This window comes from Spirochaeta lutea (genome assembly GCF_000758165.1).
Lineage (GTDB): Bacteria > Spirochaetota > Spirochaetia > DSM-27196 > Salinispiraceae > Spirochaeta_D > Spirochaeta_D lutea.
This window is the reverse complement of record NZ_JNUP01000072.1, coordinates 1-20,175: the sequence shown is the minus strand read 5'-3', so window position 1 is coordinate 20,175 and position 20,175 is coordinate 1. Positions and strand designations below refer to the sequence as shown.

14 protein-coding genes are annotated in these 20,175 nt (G+C 53.5%); 8 read left to right on the top strand and 6 right to left on the bottom strand.

The window, feature by feature from the left end; all coding sequences use genetic code 11:
• Window positions 1–67 precede the first annotated feature (67 nt).
• From DC28_RS15920 to asd, 3 genes are read right to left on the bottom strand one after another with little or no spacing between them, the layout of a single operon-like run.
• Window positions 68–463 (bottom strand): J domain-containing protein, encoded by a 396-nt coding sequence (locus DC28_RS15920; protein WP_052078923.1) that lies wholly within the window; start codon window positions 461–463, stop codon window positions 68–70.
• A gap of 8 nt (window positions 464–471) precedes the next feature.
• On the bottom strand, window positions 472–1,827 hold the full coding sequence (gene lysC / locus DC28_RS13705; RefSeq protein WP_037549925.1) for a lysine-sensitive aspartokinase 3: 1,356 nt from the start codon (window positions 1,825–1,827) through the stop codon (window positions 472–474).
• Window positions 1,824–2,861: an aspartate-semialdehyde dehydrogenase gene (asd, locus tag DC28_RS13700; protein ID WP_037549923.1), complete on the bottom strand. Its 1,038-nt coding sequence runs from the start codon at window positions 2,859–2,861 to the stop codon at window positions 1,824–1,826. Before asd ends, lysC begins: the two co-directional genes overlap by 4 nt.
• Window positions 2,862–3,113: 252 nt before the next feature.
• Here asd and DC28_RS13695 point away from each other — a divergent pair, with 252 nt between their 5' ends.
• Window positions 3,114–3,923 carry a purine-nucleoside phosphorylase gene (locus DC28_RS13695; protein WP_037549921.1) on the top strand — a complete coding sequence of 270 codons (810 nt, stop codon included), beginning with the start codon at window positions 3,114–3,116 and terminating at the stop codon, window positions 3,921–3,923.
• A gap of 7 nt (window positions 3,924–3,930) precedes the next feature.
• Complete coding sequence (locus DC28_RS13690; RefSeq protein WP_037549918.1) at window positions 3,931–6,405, top strand: ATP-dependent DNA helicase; 2,475 nt, start codon at window positions 3,931–3,933, stop codon at window positions 6,403–6,405.
• A 230-nt stretch (window positions 6,406–6,635) separates the two neighbouring features.
• Here the strand turns inward: DC28_RS13690 and DC28_RS13685 are convergent, their stop codons facing one another.
• Entirely contained in the window at window positions 6,636–6,902 is a 267-nt protein-coding gene (locus DC28_RS13685) for a co-chaperone GroES (RefSeq protein WP_037549915.1), read from the bottom strand.
• A 441-nt stretch (window positions 6,903–7,343) separates the two neighbouring features.
• On the opposite strand from DC28_RS13685, the gene DC28_RS13680 reads away from it, so the two are divergent.
• The 4 genes from DC28_RS13680 (at window position 7,344) to DC28_RS16030 (ending at window position 15,136) form a co-directional block, all read left to right on the top strand.
• Window positions 7,344–8,204, top strand: a complete 861-nt coding sequence (locus DC28_RS13680; protein WP_037549912.1) for a sigma-70 family RNA polymerase sigma factor — start codon at window positions 7,344–7,346, stop codon at window positions 8,202–8,204.
• Between the two features lie 256 nt (window positions 8,205–8,460).
• Window positions 8,461–11,127, top strand: a complete 2,667-nt coding sequence (gene ppdK / locus DC28_RS13675; protein WP_037549909.1) for a pyruvate, phosphate dikinase — start codon at window positions 8,461–8,463, stop codon at window positions 11,125–11,127.
• A 389-nt stretch (window positions 11,128–11,516) separates the two neighbouring features.
• Window positions 11,517–13,496, top strand: coding sequence for an alpha-ketoacid dehydrogenase subunit alpha/beta (locus tag DC28_RS13665; protein WP_052078921.1), 1,980 nt, complete (start codon window positions 11,517–11,519; stop codon window positions 13,494–13,496).
• 35 nt (window positions 13,497–13,531) lie between these two features.
• On the top strand, window positions 13,532–15,136 hold the full coding sequence (locus tag DC28_RS16030) for a beta-ketoacyl-ACP synthase 3 (protein WP_063135622.1): 1,605 nt from the start codon (window positions 13,532–13,534) through the stop codon (window positions 15,134–15,136).
• Between the two features lie 76 nt (window positions 15,137–15,212).
• On the opposite strand, the gene DC28_RS13655 is transcribed toward DC28_RS16030, so the two are convergent.
• Window positions 15,213–16,019: a MerR family transcriptional regulator gene (locus DC28_RS13655; RefSeq protein WP_037549904.1), complete on the bottom strand. Its 807-nt coding sequence runs from the start codon at window positions 16,017–16,019 to the stop codon at window positions 15,213–15,215.
• Window positions 16,020–16,084: 65 nt separating this feature from the next.
• Here DC28_RS13655 and DC28_RS13650 point away from each other — a divergent pair, with 65 nt between their 5' ends.
• Window positions 16,085–18,370 carry an ATP-binding cassette domain-containing protein gene (locus DC28_RS13650; RefSeq protein WP_037549900.1) on the top strand — a complete coding sequence of 762 codons (2,286 nt, stop codon included), beginning with the start codon at window positions 16,085–16,087 and terminating at the stop codon, window positions 18,368–18,370.
• 175 nt (window positions 18,371–18,545) lie between these two features.
• Here DC28_RS13650 and DC28_RS13645 read toward each other — a convergent pair whose 3' ends face one another.
• Window positions 18,546–18,818: a hypothetical protein gene (locus DC28_RS13645; protein ID WP_037549898.1), complete on the bottom strand. Its 273-nt coding sequence runs from the start codon at window positions 18,816–18,818 to the stop codon at window positions 18,546–18,548.
• A gap of 152 nt (window positions 18,819–18,970) precedes the next feature.
• On the opposite strand from DC28_RS13645, the gene DC28_RS13640 reads away from it, so the two are divergent.
• Window positions 18,971–20,173: an IS256 family transposase gene (locus DC28_RS13640; protein WP_037545877.1), complete on the top strand. Its 1,203-nt coding sequence runs from the start codon at window positions 18,971–18,973 to the stop codon at window positions 20,171–20,173.
• The last annotated feature ends 2 nt before the right edge of the window (window positions 20,174–20,175 follow it).

Here is a 20,175-nt window from a genome sequence, read left to right as displayed (position 1 = left end):
TCCGAACGGCCGATGAGTCCGCTAAGTCCGGGGCGGTACCCTGAGGCCTGCCTACCCAGGGGTGTGATTATTTCTCCCCCAGATGCTGCATGATCCGGTTATAGGATTCGTTGAGTTTTGCTGTAATCTCTGTGGCAATCTTTTGTTTGCCCGCATCAGCGGCATGGCGGTCGGGGTGATATTTTACCAACAACTTCCGGTAGGCCTGGCGAACCTGAGCAGCATCGGCACCGGGAGCCAATTCGAGGTTTCTGTAATCCTTTACTAACCCGTCTACCGGGCGGGGATTGAACTGACCAGGCTTGGATGACTGGTTTGATCCATGGGAGGTTTGAGAACCGGTATTTTCATCTAGGTAATCGTTGAGTTCATCCCAGGCATGTCTGAAATCTGAATCCTGGTAGGAGGTATCCTCATCAAAGAGTTCACGTATGGTGTCTCCCAAGCGTTCAAAAAAGTCCATGGTTTATTCTATCCTTTTTCACCCTGGGGAAACAACTCCTGGTGCAGAAGGGTTATGGCCTGTTCAAGGTTTTCCTGGGGTACCACTACCGAGAGATTAATATCCGAAGATCCGAGGCTGATCATTCGTACAGGAATGTCCCGAAGTGCGGCAAATACCCTGGCGGTAAAACTGGCCTCTTTCCAAAGGTCGGTTCCTACCAGACTAACTATCCCGTGGTCCGGCTCGACGTTTACCCGGGAAAAACTCTGAAGTTCTTGTATGACTTGTTCAAGGCTGGGCTCGAAACGGTTTACCGTCATGGAGACCGATACCTCGGAGGTTGATACAAGATCAACACTAATTCTATGTTTCTCGAACACGGAAAAGATGGCTTTCAGAAATCCATGGGCGTTGAGCATTCTGCTGGATTGAACGGTGACAACGGTGATACCGTTCTTTCCGGTGATGGCCTGGATACCCCGGTTTTTCACCGTTCGACAAATACGTGTTCCGGGTTGCTCGGGTGCGTTGGTGTTTTTAACCAAAACAGGGATTTCTTTTTCTACTGCCGGCTGGATTGTGGAGGGATGAATTACCTTTGCGCCGAAGAAGGAGAGTTCCGCGGCTTCCTCATAACTGATTTCGCTGATGGTTTTTGCCGAAGCGATGAGCCTCGGATCGGTGGTCATGATTCCGGTTACATCAGTCCAGATTTGAACCTCCTGAGCCTGGAGAGCGGCACCAATGATGGTGGCGCTGTAATCCGATCCACCGCGCCCCAGGGTGGTTGTGACCCCGGACATGGTAGAGGCAATAAACCCCTGGCAAATAATGAGGTGGTTGTTTCGGGGCTTGACCCGGGCCGTTATGGCTTCTTGGGTCGCCTGGGGGAGAATGGATGCTTCGGTGAATTTCTCATCGGTTTTTATGAATTCCCGGCTGTCCAACAGTTCAGCGCTAATCCCCCGTTCGACACATGCCAGCCAGATAAGGGTCGTTGAAAGCCTCTCACCGAAACTCAGAAGGGCGTCCTTACTCCGGGGGCTGACCTCCTGAATCAACAGGAGGCCTCGGGCTAAGCTGGAGAGTTCATCCAGGAGATTCTGGATGAGATCTTGTCCGGTGCTCCGGGTTTCCCCGGAGGTAAGGCCCGCGAGGGCGTCGAGATGGAGGGTGGAAAGAAGGTCCAGCTCTCGGCGAACCTGATCCTCCCGCCCGTCCAAGGCGGCCTGAGCGAGGCGAACGAGGGTGTCGGTGGTCTTTGCCATGGCGGAACAAACGACCACCGGTGCATGGTCGGCCTGACTCCAGGCTATGGTTATGGCGTTTTGAATGACCTCAGCTGAACCGACGCTGGTTCCTCCGAACTTGAGAACAATCATTGGAGATACCCCAATTCTACCAGGGCTTCACCGTTTAAAATTGCAGCACCTGCAGCTCCTCGGACAGTATTATGGCCCATTATTACCATTTTAATGTCGAAAACCGGGCAGGACCTGATCCGTCCCACCATGGTTGCCATGCCGCCCTGCAGCCAGATATCCCGGGCAGGTTGTGGCCGGTTTTCATCGCTCATTACGATGATAGGGTGCTCGGGAGCGGTGGGCAGCTTATGTTCCTGGGGCATTCCCGAAAAGGATGCCAAAACCTCGGCGACTTGCTGGGGGCTGGCCTTCTTTTTGAGTTTGATGGAAAGGGTTTCTGTATGGCCGTCGATGACCGGGACCCGGTTACATTGGGCGCTGACGTGGAAATCTGCAGGAATGATGGTTCCGTTGGTATAGGTCCCAAGAATCTTTTGGGGCTCAGTCTCGAGCTTGTCTTCCTCGCCTCCGATGAAGGGTACGACGTTTCCGAGAATATCCAGACTAGGTACCCCGGGGTAGCCGGCCCCAGAAATTGCCTGCATGGTAGTCACTTGTACAGCCTCGATTCCGAACTCTCGGTGGATGGGGGCTAACACCATGGAAAGAAACATGGTCGAACAGTTGGAGTTGGTAATAATAGCACCCTGATAGGGTTGGGTTTTAATAATTTCAAAATGTTCAGGGTTTATTTCTGGGATGATTAGGGGCACATCCGGGTCCATGCGGTGGTTTTTAGAGTTGGAAATTACAAAGTGGCCTTGCTTTGCGAACCGGGTCTCTGCCTCCCCTGCAACCGAACTATCCAGGCCTGAGAACAGAATGGTGCTTTCTAGACTGTCCTCTAGGCTTTTAACCACCATGGGTGCCACATCCTGGGGAATGGGAATATCCTGTTTCCAGCTTGCTGCCTCTGCGTAGGGTTTCCCCGCGGAGCGTGGACTGGCCACCACCTCATGAATACGGAAGTAGGGATGTCCCTGGAGCAGGGTAATAAATTTTTGGCCTACTGTGCCGGTGGCTCCTAGAATTGCAACGTTTATGGGGTTCATGCCCGTACCTCCTCTTGGTGTATTGGTGTGTGAAATTGTCGTCAATCTACATGGCCTGATGGGGACCTGTCAATTGTACCACCCCCCAATAGCCATGGATTGTTTTGCACCACGGGCAGAACATGTGTATACTGAAAAGTCTTGTAGATGTATCGTCAATATAATACCGGGGCAGATTTGAGCCTGGTATCCGGGATCCCACTTCGGTGCATACACTGCTCGGAGGATTCCGGGGATCTTACGGAGGGTGGCATGATTAAGAATAGACAAGAAATGGTACAGGTGGCATTGGAATCCATCCGGAAAAAGAACGAATACAGCCCTAAAGTGGGGCTGGTGCTGGGGTCCGGGTTATCGAGTTTGGCTGAGGAATTTGAGGGCGATACCATTCCTTTTTCTGAGATTGACGGATATCCGGTGCCCACCGTAACCGGTCATTCAGGCATGCTCCGCCTGGGGCCGGAAACAGCTGTTATGGCTGGACGGTTTCATTATTATGAGGGACATCCCATGGATACGGTGGTGCTTCCCATTTTTTTGCTGAAGAGTCTTGGGGTTCAGACCATAATTCTGACCAATGCTGCTGGGGGAATCCGTCATGACCTGGCGCCCGGTGATCTGGTATTGCTTTCGGATCATATTAATCTGTTGGGAGCAAATCCCTTAATGGGACCCAATGATGATTCTCTGGGGCCCCGTTTCCCGGATATGTCAGAGGTGTACACTCCGGACCTGCGTCGGTTAGCGAAGGAGATTGATCCGCATCTCGCTGAAGGGGTGTACGGTGCGGTAACCGGTCCGAGCTACGAAACCCCTGCGGAGATTCGTGCGTATAGAACCTTGGGTATTGATGTAGTGGGGATGTCCACCGTGCCTGAGGCTATTGCCGCCCGGTACCTGGGGATGCGGGTTTGTGGTATTTCGGTGGTAACCAACAAGGCTGCCGGTCTTGGGCAGGGGGAGCTTGATCATAGCGAGGTAGTGGATACGGGTAAAAAAGCCGAACACCGCCTACGACGGTTACTCACTGAACTGGTTTCCGCTGTCCGGCAACACTATTGAGGTAGGGATGGAGCAACGAGACAATACAAAGGCCTCTTCGCGGATACCTGAGGAAATTCGCAACCGCATGCGGTGGGAAATTCAGGCTACCCAGGGCAGGGAGGTGCTCTTTGTCTGCCAGGTCGGGGATGATGTATGTATTTCAGATTTTGTAGTCGCTGCCCGGGGGGGAACTTCCATGGTTCCGGCCCCCATGCCCCACATGAACCGCGGTGATGTGATCATCCATAATCATCCCTCAAATACGCTCTACCCGAGTAACGCTGATCTTTCCGTAGCCAGCGAGCTTGCCCAGCGGGGTATCGGCAGTTGGATAGTGGATTCCGCTCTCGAGGGGTTATATGTCATAACCGAGCCCTACCGTGAGCCTGAACCCACCCTGTTGAATGAGCAGTCCCTGGCCGGAATATTGGAGCCGGGGGGAGCCCTGGAACGGGAAGCCGGGCAGGACTACGAACCCAGGGAGAGCCAGGTCGCTCTATTATCCATGATCTGCCGAGGATTCAATGAGGACCGCATTGTGGTGGGGGAGGCTGGTACCGGGGTGGGGAAAAGTTTCGCCTATCTTATTCCAGCCATGGCCTGGGCTCAGCAGAACAATCAACGGGTGGTCATTAGTACGGCTACCATAAACCTTCAACACCAGCTCATCGAAAAAGACATCCCCACGGTGGAGCGGCTTCTGGGTACCAAGGTTAAAACCGTGCTTGCCAAAGGCCGTAACAACTACCTCTGTCTGAACCGCCTGGAAGAGGTTCAGGAAGAAGATTCCCTGTTCCGGGAGGAAGATGACGAGCTCAACAGGGTGGTCGAATGGGCTCGGGTTACCGCCACCGGAATGAGGACCGACCTCGGTTTCTATGTTCCCGATGCCTTGTGGAGCCGGATTAACTCAGATCCGGATTCCTGTTCCGGGGCACGGTGCCGTAACCGGGACCATTGCTTCCTGCTCAAGGCCCGGCGTGAGGCTGCTCAGGCACAGATCATCATTACCAATCACCATTTGTTCTTCGCCGATGCCAGTATGCGCTCCGGGGGAATGGGATTTGAATCTACGGTGATTCTGCCGCCTTTTTCCAGGGTAATTTTCGACGAGGCCCACACCATTGAGGGTTCTGCTACCAGCTACTTCTCCCGGACTTTGAGCAGGTTTACCCTGCATAAGTACCTTACCATGCTTCTCCGCCGGAAACAGGGCAGATCCTTCGGGCTCATTCAGGCCCTGCGTAGTTTTCTGGGATTGGAGGTGAACCAGGCTGAGGCGTTGATTGAGGGCGTCCGGGAGGCATTGGGGAGTACTGAGGCTGCAATCCTCCAGTTTCTCGGGGAGCAATCCAGTCTTCGTCTCCATCCTGCCCTTGCCCAGGGGGAGGGGCGCTTCAGTCAGGAATACCGGGATCTTTCCCAGGGAATATTCGGCCCGCTTCGGGGCTTACAGAAGGCCATCCTGGAATTGGCTGACCATGTTGTTCAGGAACTGAAACAACTCAGTGAAGAGGATCTTGAGCTGCCCCAGGTTCATGATGTAAAGATCATTCTCCGCCGCTTGGAGGATGCTGCAGCCGTCTGTCAGGATTTTCAGCAGTACGAACAGGAGCCGGATCGGGTGTTCTGGATTGATAAAAACCGAGTGCCTACTACGGGGGAACGCTTCATACGGCTGACAATCACGCCCCTGGATATCCGGACTATGATGAGGGAAACCGTCTTTGAACCCTATCCCACGGTAATCATGACCAGCGCGACCCTCTCGATTAAGGGAAGTTTTCAGTATTTCGATAACCAGGTAGGGTTACAGGGGCTGGAGCCATTGCAGGCAGTGTTCCCCAGCCCCTTTGACTATCGGCAGCAGGTTATGCTGGGGATTCCCGCAGATGCTCCGCCACCCCAGAGCCCGGCCTACAATCCCTTCCTGGTAAATCTGATACGAGAGGCGGTGCTCATCAGCGAGGGGAAGGCGTTGATTCTGTTTACCAGTTACGCCATGCTAAATGAGGTGTTTGCCGCAGTAAAACCAGCCTTGGATGAGGCGGGCATTCCTGTATTCCGCCAAGGGGATGATGATAAGACCCGGCTGCTGCGAACCTTCCGGGATGATGTCTCCAGCGTGCTCTTTGCTACCGATAGCTTCTGGGAAGGGGTGGATACTCCCGGGAGTTCTCTGGAATTGCTCATTCTCTGCAGGTTGCCCTTCCGGGTGCCTACGGATCCCGTAGTAATTGCCCGGGCAGAGGCTATTGAAGCCCGGGGTGGGAATGCGTTTATTGAATTGAGTATTCCTGAGGCGGTGATGAAGTTCAAACAGGGGTTTGGGAGACTTATGCGCCGGGCAAGTGACCGGGGGATTGTTCTCGTAACCGATCCGAGAATCATTCAAAAATCTTACGGAAGTATGTTTACCGGCAGCCTCCCTGAAACCAGGAGGAGTATCAAAGAATCCCGGTTGCTGCTCAAGGACATCGAATCCTTTCTCTATTCCTGAATGGATGCCCAAGGCCGGGTTTTTGGTGCAATGATCTTATACTGCGCAAAAGGGTGAACCTTTTCACCTTGGCGACCCCACCCAAGGGTAGAGTTACCGGTTGCTCCGCTATATCTGGTGTAGTTTACAACCTCTTGCGCACTAAGCAATGATTTGCGCGGTTTCTAATCCGGGCCAAAAAAAAACCGCTCAGAGCAGCCTGAGCGGTTTTTGGAGTGACCCGGTAGGGATTACTCTACGATAGCAATGACATCGCCCATGGTTACGATGAGGTGGTCCTCGCCGTCGATCTTTACCTGGGTTCCGGCATACTTATCATACATAACCCGGTCGCCGACCTTCACCTTGATTGCATCGGTATCATCGCCGACAGCGCGAACGATGGCAATCTGGGTTTTTTCCTGGGCGGTTTGGGGTATGTACAGTCCGCTGGCTGTTTTTTCCTCGGCCTGTTCAGCCTGGAGAAGTACACGGTCACCTAGGGGTTTTATGTTCATTCTAATCCTCCTGAATCAATTTTGAGTCTTATTTAGTGCTCTTTTCGTGTGTCTGAAATATACGTGTTCCCTAGGGAAGGGTCAAGAATATTTTTTATGGTGATGGGGTTTGAAGTAAGAAACCCGTTGGACGGTGGAGATTCCGAGGCCCAGGGAGGTCTCCTACCACGTGTCGTGTATTAAGAAATCACTATATGTGATAAAAAGCGGAGCAAAATGGCGCAGGCTTTTTTATAAATCACAGTGTGTGTTTACTTTTGACCCACAATTTCTAGTCTGAAGGCAAGATGGGTCAAAAGTACCCGCTGTCTGTCTGGAGGTGTGGTTCCGTTTTTGTTGACCGGGCGTTTAAATCCCTTTAAAGAAAGAAGATAGGAGATTAATGAAAAAAATACAATTTTGGCACGCCTATTGCAAATATGTACCCAGGAGGATACAACCATGGCAGTAGCAGAAAAGAACCGTGCAACCGATGCAGAAAATATTTTGAGTGTGTACCTGAAGGAAATCAATAAGATTCCATTGCTGACCCGGGAACAAGAGAATGAGTATGCCAGGGCGGCACGAGATGGTGATAAGCACGCCAAGGATATGTTGGTTCAAAGCAACCTCCGGTTTGTGGTAAATGTAGCTAAAAAGTATCAGAATCAGGGTCTGCCCCTGGATGATTTGATCAGCGAGGGGAATATCGGGCTCATGAACGCCATTGAACGGTTTGATGTAGATAAGGGATATCATTTCATCAGTTATGCCGTATGGTGGATCCGGCAGGCAATTTTGAAGGCTATCTGTGAAAAGAGCCGGATGATCCGCCTTCCCCTGAATAGAGCGAATGAGCTGGTTCAGATTGAAAAGGTCCGTAAGGAGATTACCGGTACCAAGGGTGAGACGGCGGAGATTCAGGAGATTGCTCAAATGCTGAATATGAATCCTGAGCATGTTCATGACCTGGTAAGCATTGCCAGGGACCATGTGAGCCTAGAGACGCCGGTGTATAACGAGAAAGACTCCTCGGTTTTAAGTGATTTTGTTGAGGATACGGTGTACAAGAGCCCAGATGAGGTGTTGATTCACGATGCATTGAAGAACGATATTAATATGATTCTTGGAACCCTCTCAGAGAAAGAGGCGGAGATTATTCAGTACCGTTTCGGCCTGAACGGGCGAAGCCCCCTGAGTCTCAAAGAAATCGGGGACCGGTACAACCTTACGAAGGAACGGATTCGGCAGATTGAGAAAAAAGCCCTGAAGCGTCTTCAGCACCCCACAAGGTCTAAGTTTTTAGAGAGTTACATCGCCTAAGAAGCCCCGGCTGGTTCTATGGATCACGGCCAGGATGCCCTTCCAACGTACCCTTCCCAAGAGAGCTCCGAATAATTCGGAGCTCTTTTTTTAGTTTGACAGCCTTCATAAGTGGTCGTACCCTTGTAGATGACGAAGGCCTTGCAAGGCCTGTTGTTTATCATCACCTATGCCGCCCCGGTTTCCGGAGCAAGGATGAAAACGAGAGGCTTTGCAGTGTCTCGGAGACATAAACCATGATAGTGGAGGTATGGGTATGGCTGAAAAACGCGTGTACTTTTTCGGCGGCGGCAGTGCGGAAGGCTCTGCCGGGATGAAGGACCTCTTGGGAGGAAAGGGTGCCAACCTGGCAGAGATGACAAATCTAGGCATCCCTGTTCCACCGGGATTCACCATCACCACCAAGATGTGCGCTGCCTACTATGAGCACGGCAGAAAACATCCTGATGATCTGGTTGAAGAGGTTGAGGAGCATTTGCACCGCTTGGAAACCATCGAGGGTAAAAAGCTGGGTGACGCGAAGGATCCGTTGCTGGTTTCGGTTCGGAGCGGCGCTGCCGTTTCGATGCCCGGTATGATGGATACCATTCTGAACCTTGGTCTCAACGATGTAGCCGTTGAAGGTCTGCATACTATTACGAAGAACGAACGATTTGCCTGGGACAGCTACCGGCGTTTTATCAATATGTACGGAAACGTTGTGAAGGGCATACCCCATGAGGCATTTGAAAAGGAACTTGAGAAGGTCAAATATAAAAAGGGTGTTGAAGAGGATACCCACCTTGATGCTGCCGACCTGAAAGAGGTTGTGAAGTTCTACAAGCAGGTCTACAAGAAGCATACCCATGAGGATTTTCCCCAGGACCCCAAAACTCAACTATGGGAAGCCATCGATGCTGTATTCGGTTCCTGGATGAATGATAAGGCCATAAAATACCGGAAATTTAACGATATTGACGGATTGTTGGGCACTGCGGTCAACGTGGTGGCCATGGTATTCGGTAACTTCGGGGATGATTCAGGAACCGGGGTATGCTTTAGCCGCGACCCATCCACCGGTGAGAAGCAATTTTACGGTGAGTATCTTATCAATGCCCAGGGTGAGGATGTTGTGGCGGGGATTCGAACGCCCCTGAAAATTTCAACCCTGGAGGATACCAATCCTGTCATTTATAAACAGCTCGTTGATGTAAAGGACCGCCTCGAGGGCCATTACCGGGATATGCAAGACATGGAGTTTACCATTCAGCAGGGGAAACTCTATCTATTGCAAACCAGGAACGGGAAGCGAACCGGTGCCGCGGCTATAAAGGTAGCAGTGGATATGGTGGGTGAGGGAATTATCACCAAGGAAGAGGCTATCGGCCGGGTAACTCCGGGACAATTAGAACAGGTCTTCCATCCCGCTATCAATCCCGCGGTAAAAAAACAGTATAAACCCATCGCCAAGGGCTTGAATGCCAGTCCTGGGGCCGCCACCGGACAGATCGTCTTCAGCGCAGATGAGGCGGAAGTATGGGTCGAAAAGGGTAAAAAGGTACTGCTCGTCCGCCCGGAAACAAGTCCTGAAGACATCGGCGGAATGAATGCCGCAGAGGGAATTCTTACCAGCACCGGAGGAATGACCAGTCACGCGGCGGTTGTAGCTCGGGGTATGGGAACCCCCTGTGTTGCCGGCTGTAAGGAAGTGCAGATCGTCGGCAAAAAAATGGTAGCCAAGGGTAAGGAATACAAAGAGGGCGATTGGATTACCCTGGACGGTGCTACCGGGGAGGTCTTTGAAGGCCAGATGGAACTGGTAGAGCCTGAGGTTACCGGAGAATTGACAACCTTCTTATCCTGGGCTGACGAGATCCGAAACCATAGCTTCCGCGCCCAACGGGGCCTTAAGGGATTCGGAATCAGAACCAATGCAGATACTCCCCAGGACGCCAAGCGTGCCAGAGACTTCGGCGCGGAGGGAATCGGTCTGTGCCGTACCGAGCATATGTTCTTTGAGGAAGATAAAATCCGGATTTTCCGGGAGATGATTGTTGCCGCCGATTTAGAGGCCCGGCAGAAGGCATTAAAGAAACTGCTTCCCCTACAACAGAAGGATTTTGAAGGAATCTTCCAGGCGATGAACGGGCTTCCGGTAACCATCCGGCTTTTAGATCCTCCCCTCCATGAGTTTGTACCTAAGACGGATGAGGCCATAAAAGAACTAGCCAAGGTTGCTGGTATTTCGACGGGCCAGTTGAAGAATAAAATCAAGAGTTTACACGAGGAAAATCCCATGCTCGGACACCGGGGTGTCCGGTTGGGAATAACCTTCCCGGAGGTGTACCGGATGCAGGTGGAGGCTATCATGCGTGCCGCCTCAGCCGTGAGCAAGAAGGGGGTCGCGGTCATTCCGGAAATAATGATTCCCCTGGTCGGCCACATCCGCGAGCTGGAGATCATGCGGGGGCATGCTGAGGAGGTTATTAAGCAGGTACTCCAGGAAACCAAGGCGGAGGTTGACTATAAGATCGGTACCATGATCGAGGTTCCTCGGGCCACCCTGGTAGCTGACCAGCTGGCTCAGTATGCAGACTTCTTCAGCTTTGGAACCAATGACCTGACCCAGATGACCTATGGTTTCAGCCGGGATGATGTGGGTAGTTTTGTGCCCCAGTACATCCAGGAGGGCATTCTCCAGGATGATCCCTTCGCGAAGCTTGATCAGGACGGAATTGGTCAGTTGGTAGAACTCGGGATATCCAAGGGACGAAGCACTAATAAGAATTTGAAGATCGGGATCTGCGGCGAGCATGGAGGCGAGCCAAGCTCAATTGAATTCTGCTATCGTGCAGGGATGAACTACGTAAGTTGTTCTCCCTTCCGGGTTCCTGTTGCCCGGCTGGCAGCAGCCCAGTCAGTGTTAGCCCATCAAAAGGATTGATGGCTGTGTTAACCAAGCCCCCCGGAACCCCGGGGGGCTTTTATGTATGGATGCACCGAGGAGCGTCTGAGGGGAAGGGGCTTTTTTCCACCGGGCCCATTGGGATGGGAGAAACCTGTGTATGGTGCGCAAAAGAATGTAAGGAACGTCCGATATGGTCGCTCCGGATTGGGACCACACCCCAGGTAGGGGCCTCAGCACCGGAGGTTACAAGCCTCGCGCACTAATAAAAACTATCCTCTCCACAGGGAATGTACCTCCTTGAATTAGAGATAATGGTAGGCAAATCGCCCTGACTTGGCTTTTTCTACGTAGCCGAGGTGGTGTTTCCATGGTAGGGTTTGGGAACCAGTAAGACGGTAGTATGCTGTTGCAGGTGAGGAGTTGAAATGCTTGAGAAGTCTGATATTGCTCTTAAAATGTATAACTACATGTTTCTTTCCCGGAAGAGCGAGTACCGCCTTTGGGAATTGTATCGCGAGCAACTGGTAAAAGGTACGGTTACCAGCGGCGAAGGCAATGAGGCGGCCATTGTAGGAACCACCATGGCTCTGGATCCCCAGCGGGATATCTGTAATTTTATGCAGCGGGATTTCGGCGGATATCTGGTCTGGGGCTTATCCGTATTCCATATGTTTAACCACTATCTGGCCAATGAGGAAAGTCCAACAGGGGGGAAGGATGGAAACGTTCACCATGGCGCACCTCAACGGGGTTTGCTACCCATGGTAAGCCATCTAGGCACCATGCTTCCTAATGTGGTTGGTGCAGTTCATGCTCGGCGCCAGCAGGGAATAGAATCCCTGGGATTAGCGATCATTGGAGACGGCGGGACCAGTACCGGGGATGTTCATGAGGCTATGAATATTGCTGCAGTATTAGGAACGCCGGTGATCTTCATGATAGAGAATAACCAATGGGCTTACTCTACCCCTATAAAACACCAGTATGCCTGCGAGTCCCTATCTTCCCGAGCCGCTGGTTATGGGATTCGGGGAAAGACCATTCGAGCTACCAATGCCATGGAGGTCTACACCCAGGTAGCCGAGATTGCCGAAGAACTCCGGAACCATCCGGAACCCTACATTCTGGAAACAATTACCTACCGGCTAGCCGGACATGCTGCCTATGACACTGCGGAGTATGTTCCCCGGGAAGACCTGGAAGCCTGGAGGAAAGAGGATCCTCTTGAGGTTATGCGCCGGTACATTATAGAGCAGGAGCTGTCCACCCCTGAGGAATTGGAATCCCTGGAGCGTCAGTGGGAGGAACATATTTCAACGGAGTCCAACCGTGCAATCGGCCTTGCTAAGGTGAGCCCTGAGAAAACGAATTGGTCGGCCTACGCACCGTCCCGGGGAGAGGATACCCCCCGACTGCCGCCCCTCTCTCTCCAGGGAGTAACCCCTGTCCAGGCTGTGAATGCGGCCTTGGACCACGCCATGGAGCATGATCCGGCGGTTATTCTCATGGGGGAGGATGTGGGGACCTACGGGGGGCCCTTCAAGGCGACCAAGGGGCTTTTTGAGAAGTACGGTCGGCCCCGGGTATTGGACATGCCCCTGGCAGAGTCGGGTTTCACAGGGTTCGCCGTGGGCGCCGCTCAAATGGGCCTGCGTCCGGTGGTCGAGATGCAGTTTTCCGATTTTGCGACGGATGCGGTGACCCAGATAGGCGTAAATGCCGGGAGTTACTATTTCCGGAATGAACTGGGACTGCCCGTAACCATTCGGATGCCCACGGGCGGGGGGCTGAGTTACGGGCCCTTCCACAGCGCGGATTTGGAGGGAATGTTCGGAAGTTTTCCCGGGTTGAAGATTGTGTATCCCTCCTTTGCCGAGGATTTCTTTTCCCTGCTAATAGGCGCCTTGTACGATCCGAATCCGGTGATGTTTTTTGAGAGCAAGTACCTGTACCGCCGGTTGAAAGGGGACATTGAATTCTCCGGAGGAGTGGATCCCCTGGAGAAGGCCCGGATCTATAAAGAGGGCGGGGATCTGACCCTGGTTGCCTACGGTGCCGCCATGCATGAATGCCTTGCTGCGGTAGCAGCCATCGAGGCTGAGGGTGATTATACTATTGAGGTTGTAGATCCGCGGATTCTCAAACCCTTCGATTTTGATACCCTCAGTGCATCCGTGGAGAAGACCCACAAGCTGCTGGTGGTGCATGAGTCGTGGAAGACCGGTAGCATAGGAGCCGGCATCGTTGCCGAAATCGCTCAGCGGAATTTCTTTGATCTGGAGGCTCCGCCCCGCCTGATTTCTGCACCGGATACACCGGTACCCTTTGCTCCCGAGCTTGAGTCGGTGTACAGACCCAGTAGGGCAGGGATTGAGACAGCCCTGCGCGAGCTTCTGGCGTACTGAGTAACTATGCTTAAAAAGGTTTAAGGAAGGTTTTTATGAGTGAGCAGACGTTTATTGCATCTATTCCCATGCCCTTTGTCGGTGAATCTATCGTAGATGGAATTCTTGTAGCCTGGCTAGTGAAACCGGGTGATACCATCACCAAGGGTCAGCATATTGCAGATATCGAAACCGAGAAATCCACCTGGGACTTTGAAGCCCCCTGTGCCGGTACTGTTGAATCCTTAGCCTGTGATGAGGGTGATGTGGTGGATGTGGGGGCGACTCTCTTGACCGTGGAAACCTCGGACCATGATGTGAAGCATCTTTCCGGGGCTGGTGCAGAGGATCATTTGGGCAGCGCAGGTGCCGGTAGTACCGCGGTGCCAGGCCAAGCCGGTCCGGGGGATGCTTCGGCTCCCGAGGGTGGCGGCCCCGGTGCCGGTTCCGGAAGCAGCACCGCTGCATCCGGACCTTCCCGAGGAAATGCCGCCGGTGCCTCGAGAACCCAGCTCAGTCCCCGGTTAAAGAAGATGGTTCGGGATAACAACATTACTGAGGCTGAACTCGCAACGATACCCGGCACCGGCCCTGAGGGTCGGCTGACTGCGGCGGATATCGGGGGGTATTTGGATGCGAAGGAGGCGGCCTCAAATGGTGCAGGGGGACTCTTGCCATGTTTTGTCCGCGGAATTGGGAGCTACGTCCCGGGCAAGGTCGTGGCGAACTCTGCCTTCCTACAGGATTTTGATGATATTACAGAGGACTATATAGAGAAGGTGACGGGCATTAAGGAACGTCGGTGGGTCGATCAGGAAAGTACCAGCGACCTGGCCTTCCAGGCGAGTAAACAGGCTCTTAAAAAGGCTGGAATCACCCCCGGAGACTTGGACCTGATTATTCTGGCAACCACAACCCCGGATATGCCCCTGCCGGCCACTGCCTGCGCTCTCCAACAAAAACTTGGGTGCACCACCATTCCGGCCTTCGATATTGCTGCGGCATGCAGCGGATGGCTCTATGCCCTGTCGGTAGGCCGGCAGTTCATCCAGACCGGAGGATACACCAATGTGTTGGTGGTAGCCGGAGAGGTGATGAGCCGATTTACCGATAAAACGGATCGCGCCACGGCCTTCCTTTTCGGAGACGGGGCCGGAGCAGCGGTGCTGTCCTCTAATCCTGGGGGGCAGCCCTCCGCCAGCCATAGGCTCGGGGATCTCATACTGCAGGCCGATTCCGAGGGCTATGATATTATTTACCGAAAAGCGGGTGGCAGCGCCTACCCCCCTGGGACGGACCTAGAACCCGGGGATGAATACTGGTTTATGGATGGCGGACGGATGTTCCGCGGGGCCGTGACGGCCTTCACCCAGATCATTGAGGCGGCAGCCCAGGCCCAGGGCTTAACCCTGGATCAGATTGATTGGGTTGTACCCCATCAGGCAAACCGGCGGATTCTCAAGGCGGTAGCAAAGAAACTCGGCATCCCCATGGAGCGGGTATTTTTCAACATCGAGAAGTACGGCAATACCTCCGGTGCGACCATTCCCCTGTGTTTGAGCGATATGGAGGAGCAGGGGTTGTTAAAACCGGGACAGCGGGTGCTGCTCTGCTCGGTAGGGGCCGGATTGACGGTGGCAGGTGGAATTATTGAGTGGTGATGGGCCCGGCTAGGGAGTACGGGACCGAGGGCGTTTCAACGCCGGTGGAGCTACCCCTTGGACGGGCCCCCGATGGTTACCCTTCCAGGGGTAGCCCCATGGATCTTGTTTTTAGGAGGATGAGCTCGGCGAGTAACTCATCCATGCGTCGGGAATCATCGATTAATCTCGTCAAGGTTTGATCCCAGGTATCCCGGGCAAAGGTCAGGTCTTCGCTGCTGGTTGAGCCATAAAGCAGGCTTAGTATTCCCATGTAGCTGTAACCCGCCTGGCGGAGCATGCGAATGATCCGCAGCTGATCCAGGTGGTGGGGATGGTAGAGCCGCCAGTGATGCTTACCGTAGTCCGGGGTTACCAGAGCATTTCGTTCCCAATCCCGGATGGTATGGGGGGAAATTCCCAGCTCTGCGGCGGCTGCCTTTCGGGAAAGGCCGGGTGTTTCGGTATTCGGTTGGGTACACCCCGGAGAACAGGCTCCCCGGGACGTTACAATCTCCTTTACCTCCAGAGCATGGGTTAGCCGTTCCTCCAGGTCCCGGCGGTGATGGTCCAAGAGGATGGAAGCCTCGGAATATGATCCTTCTACAATGAGGGAAATCATGGATTTTACCCGTCTCCGGCCCTGCCAGTCCTGGAAGCCTGCCCGTAGGGCCGTGACCGCAAACAGGGCTTGAATGATTTGTCTGGGAGTGTATATACGGTATCCGTTGGGCTGCCGGCGAACAGGTTCAATGAAGCCCCATTCTTCATATCGTCGGAGGGTATTGGGGTGGCGTCCCATGAGTTTGGCAAGCCTGGGGCAGGAGAGCCCCTGGGGGAACCGGATGTGAATCGCTTCATGCTCCCCAGCCGAGCTCACCGTGGAATATCCATATTCGGTCATGTTGAAAGCCTCCACCTTGTCCCCACCCCTGACGATTTCTGTATTGTGCTGGGCAGGAGGTCGTTATGATTGAATCATGTATCGTTGTCCGGGGTGCAAGAACCCACAATCTCAAGAATATCATGGTTGAGATACCCAAGCATAGGTTTGTGGTGTTCACCGGGGTATCCGGTTCGGGGAAATCATCCTTGGTTTTTGATACCCTGTACACCGAGGCCCAGCGGCAGCTGGTGGAGACCTTTTCTACCTTTGCCCGCTCACGCCTGCCGAAGCTGTCCAGACCGGATATGGATGAGGTAACCAACCTTTCTACCGCCATTCTTATCGACCAAAAACCCATGGGATCGAATCTGCGCAGCACCCTCGGGACCGCCACGGAGATACTGACGTATCTCCGACTATTGTTCTCCCGCCTGGCCCAGCCCCAGATCGGACCGAGTTTTCTCTACTCCTTCAACCATCCCGAGGGGATGTGTCCCGCCTGCCACGGATTGGGTACGGTCATAGAGGTGAACCGCGAACGGTTGTTGCGTTGGGACCGGAGTTTGAGGGACGGCGCGCTGGATCATCCGGAATGCAGGCCCGGGGGATTTTTATGGCGGGAACTTGTAAGCATCGGTCTTTTTGACCCGGATAAACCCCTATCCGAATTCACCCCCCAGGAGCTGCACCTGCTTCTCGATACCGAAGCCGTTCCGGTTACAAAACCCCACGGGGTGGAAACCTATATCAAAAACTGGGAAGGATTTGCCCGGAGACTTGTCCGCTTAAAAACCGCCAAGGGAGAGGCCGAGGGGGGGGAACCTGTGGAATCCAGCCGAGGGGGGAAAAAGACCTCTGTGTACGAGGAGTATTTTTCCTATGGGACCTGTCCCGACTGCGGCGGCCATCGTATTAATGCCCGGGCCCGGGAGTCGCGTATCCGGGACCGGCATATTGGTCAGCTCTGTGCCATGGAGCTGGCTGATCTGCTTCCGTGGTTGGAAGGGATTTCTGATCCCCTGGGACAATCCATTCTCCCCAAAGCTCGCATACTGCTCCAGGGGCTCATACGGCTCGGCTTGGGGTATCTGACCCTGGAGCGTCCGGTGTCGACCCTATCTGGGGGGGAGAGTCAGAGGGTTAAAACGGCTCGTCAGCTGGATTGTGACCTGACCGATCTGCTCTACATCCTGGACGAGCCCTCCGCCGGCCTTCATCCCCGGGATACCGAGGCTGTTTTGGCGTTATTGCGGAATCTCCGGGACAGGGGAAATACCGTCCTGGTGGTGGAGCATGATCCGACCATCATCCGGGGAGCTGATTGGGTTGTCGATCTGGGCCCCAGTGGAGGTGCCCAGGGTGGGGAGGTGGTGTATGTGGGTTCTCCGGGGGATTTACACGGGGGTTCCTCCATTACCGGGAGGCTTCTCCAAGACGAGGCCGTCATCCCTTCCCGGAAGGAGTTCAGCCGGTTTTACGAAATACACCACGCCCGCACCAACAATCTCCAGGATATTTCTGTAAAGATTCCCCAGGGAGCCTTTACCTGTATTACGGGTGTGTCAGGAAGCGGAAAAAGCACTTTGATGCACCAGGAGTTTATCGCCGCCTACCCCGAGGCAGTGGTGGTGGACCAGGGTGGAATCGGACGTACAAGCCGGGGCAATCTGATTACCTATACGGGCATGTTCGATGCGGTACGGAGGCTGTTTTCCAAGGCTACCGGTCAGGCTGCGTCCTTATTCAGTTTTAACTCCCAGGGCGCCTGTCAAAAATGCGGCGGTCAGGGGGTCATTTCCACCGAGTTGTTTTTTCTGGATGCAGTTCAGACCCCCTGTGACGAGTGCCAGGGTAAGCGTTACCGTCCTGAGGTGTTAACCTACCGCTATGCCGGGGTGAGTATTGATGAGGTCTTGGAGATGACCGCCCATCAGGCCCTGGAGCTTTTCAGCCAGTCGAAGATAAAAGCCCAGCTTGAACTGCTGCTCCGGGTCGGGTTGGGGTATCTCAAACTGGGTCAGGCCTTATCGACCCTCTCGGGCGGAGAGGCCCAACGTCTGAAACTGGCCGCCCGGCTGAGCACCCGAGGACAGGTGTATATTTTGGACGAACCAACCAGGGGGCTGCATCGGGGGGATATCCAAACCCTTCATGTTCTCATCCAGGATCTGGTGGGGGCGGGGAATACCGTGGTGGTGATAGAGCACAATATGGATATAGTTAAGTATGCCCAGTGGATTGTGGACCTCGGGCCCGGGGCCGGAAAGGAAGGGGGCCGGGTACTGTACCAGGGGCCGGCAGCGGGGCTCCCCGGATGTCGGGATAGCCGGACGGCCAAGTACCTCTCGTCCTTTTATCGTACGTCTTGAGGCGAAGAGGACGGGAGGACTGTAGAGAGGCTGTGAATAGCTGTATTCTTTTTACCGTTATGTAGCGCGCCAAGGGTTGTAAACGGCACCGGATATAGCGGAGAGACCTATGAGTCCACCCATGGGTGGTATCGCCGAGGGGCATTCATAGAACCTTTTGCGCACTAGGGTAGCGTTACACCTGGGTGAGAAGGATTGCCCTGTCTCGGGGCTCTAGTGCCATGGTGCCCGGTGGATTGATGAGGGGCCGGCCGTTTCGATAGAGTCCCACGAAGCACCCACCCTGAAGGTAGAGCTGTTTGGAAAGGTTTGAAACCCGGCCGAGGGTGCTGACTTCCTGGGTTCCCAGCTCCCAGAGCATCAGATCGATTCCTCCGGACTGAATGATCTGTCGAGAAATGGTTTCGCTGGCGGGCTCAAGCAGATAGGCTGCCAGGAGCTTGCCCATGATTTGGGTGCCTATGACGAACTGAACGTTGCGGATATTGCGGACCGAATCTTCGGATGTTGGTGTACAATTCTTTCTGTAAATTAGGTTGAAGAAAGCAGGCCGATCAGGCTCAAATGGTAAGTGACGAAACAAACCATAAGGAGAGCCCGATGGCCTACCAATCAGAGTATACACTTTTAGAGCAAGTGATCCAAATGTTAGCCACCAAGGAAGACAGTAAATTTTCTAAGGTGATAGAAAAGGTAGTGAACGAAGCAATGAAACTTGAGCGAGCCAAAACCCTTCAGGCCGAACCCTATGAGCGGACCGAAGATCGAATGGGCTACGCCAACGGGTTTAAGAACAAAACCTTGGCTTTGGCTACCGGGAAGGTATTACTCAAGATACCTCAAGTCCGCGGACTGGAATTCTATCCCAGCTGTATCGAAAAGGGTATTCGGAGTGAACGAGCCTTAAAACTTGCGATAGCCGAGATGTACGTAAAAGGGGTCAGTACTAGACGGGTTTCAGATATCGTAGAAATCCTATGCGGCACCGAGGTGAGCTCCTCACAGGTAAGTCGATTGGCGAAGGAGCTGGATGAAGAGGCAACATCCTGGCGATCCTCGCCGGTAGGACAAATACAGTATCTCGTGCTCGACGCTACATATGAATCAGTGCGTGTAGGCTCGAAAGTGGTCAAACAGTCCCTACTGATGGCCATAGGCGTCGATTATGAAGGCAAACGTCAGATTTTGGGCACAGAAGTAGCCAATAGCGAAGCGGAGGTAAATTGGCGATCGTTTCTAGAAGGCCTGGTTCGTAGAGGGCTCCATGGTCTGACCATGATTACCAGTGATGACCATGCGGGTCTTCGAGCAGCTATCGATGCTGTGTTTCCTGGAATCTTGTGGCAACGGTGTCAATTTCACTTGCAGCAAAATGCTCGTGGTTACGTGACAAGGAAAGACGATGTCCCGGCGGTAGCGGCGGAAATCCGCAAGGTTTTCAATGCCCCAGATGAACAGAACGCCGAAAGGTACTTGCAGAGCCTGGTAGAAAAGTATGAGAAGACCCAGCCCCGTCTTGCCCAGTGGGCTGATGAAAATCTCCGGGAGGGATTAAGCGTATTTCATATCCCGGAAAACCACAGGAGGAAGTTACGAACCTCAAATTTGGCTGAACGTCAAATGAAAGAAATAAAAAGGCGAACAAAGGTCGTAGGCGTATTCCCTAATGCCGATAGTTTGCTTCGCCTTGCGGCGGCCATGCTGATCGAACAGAACGATCAATGGCAGAATGAAAAACGGTACTTACCCGAGTCTAATGATCGCCCTGCTTTTAAAGAAATTTACAGAAAAAAGGTTGCTTAATC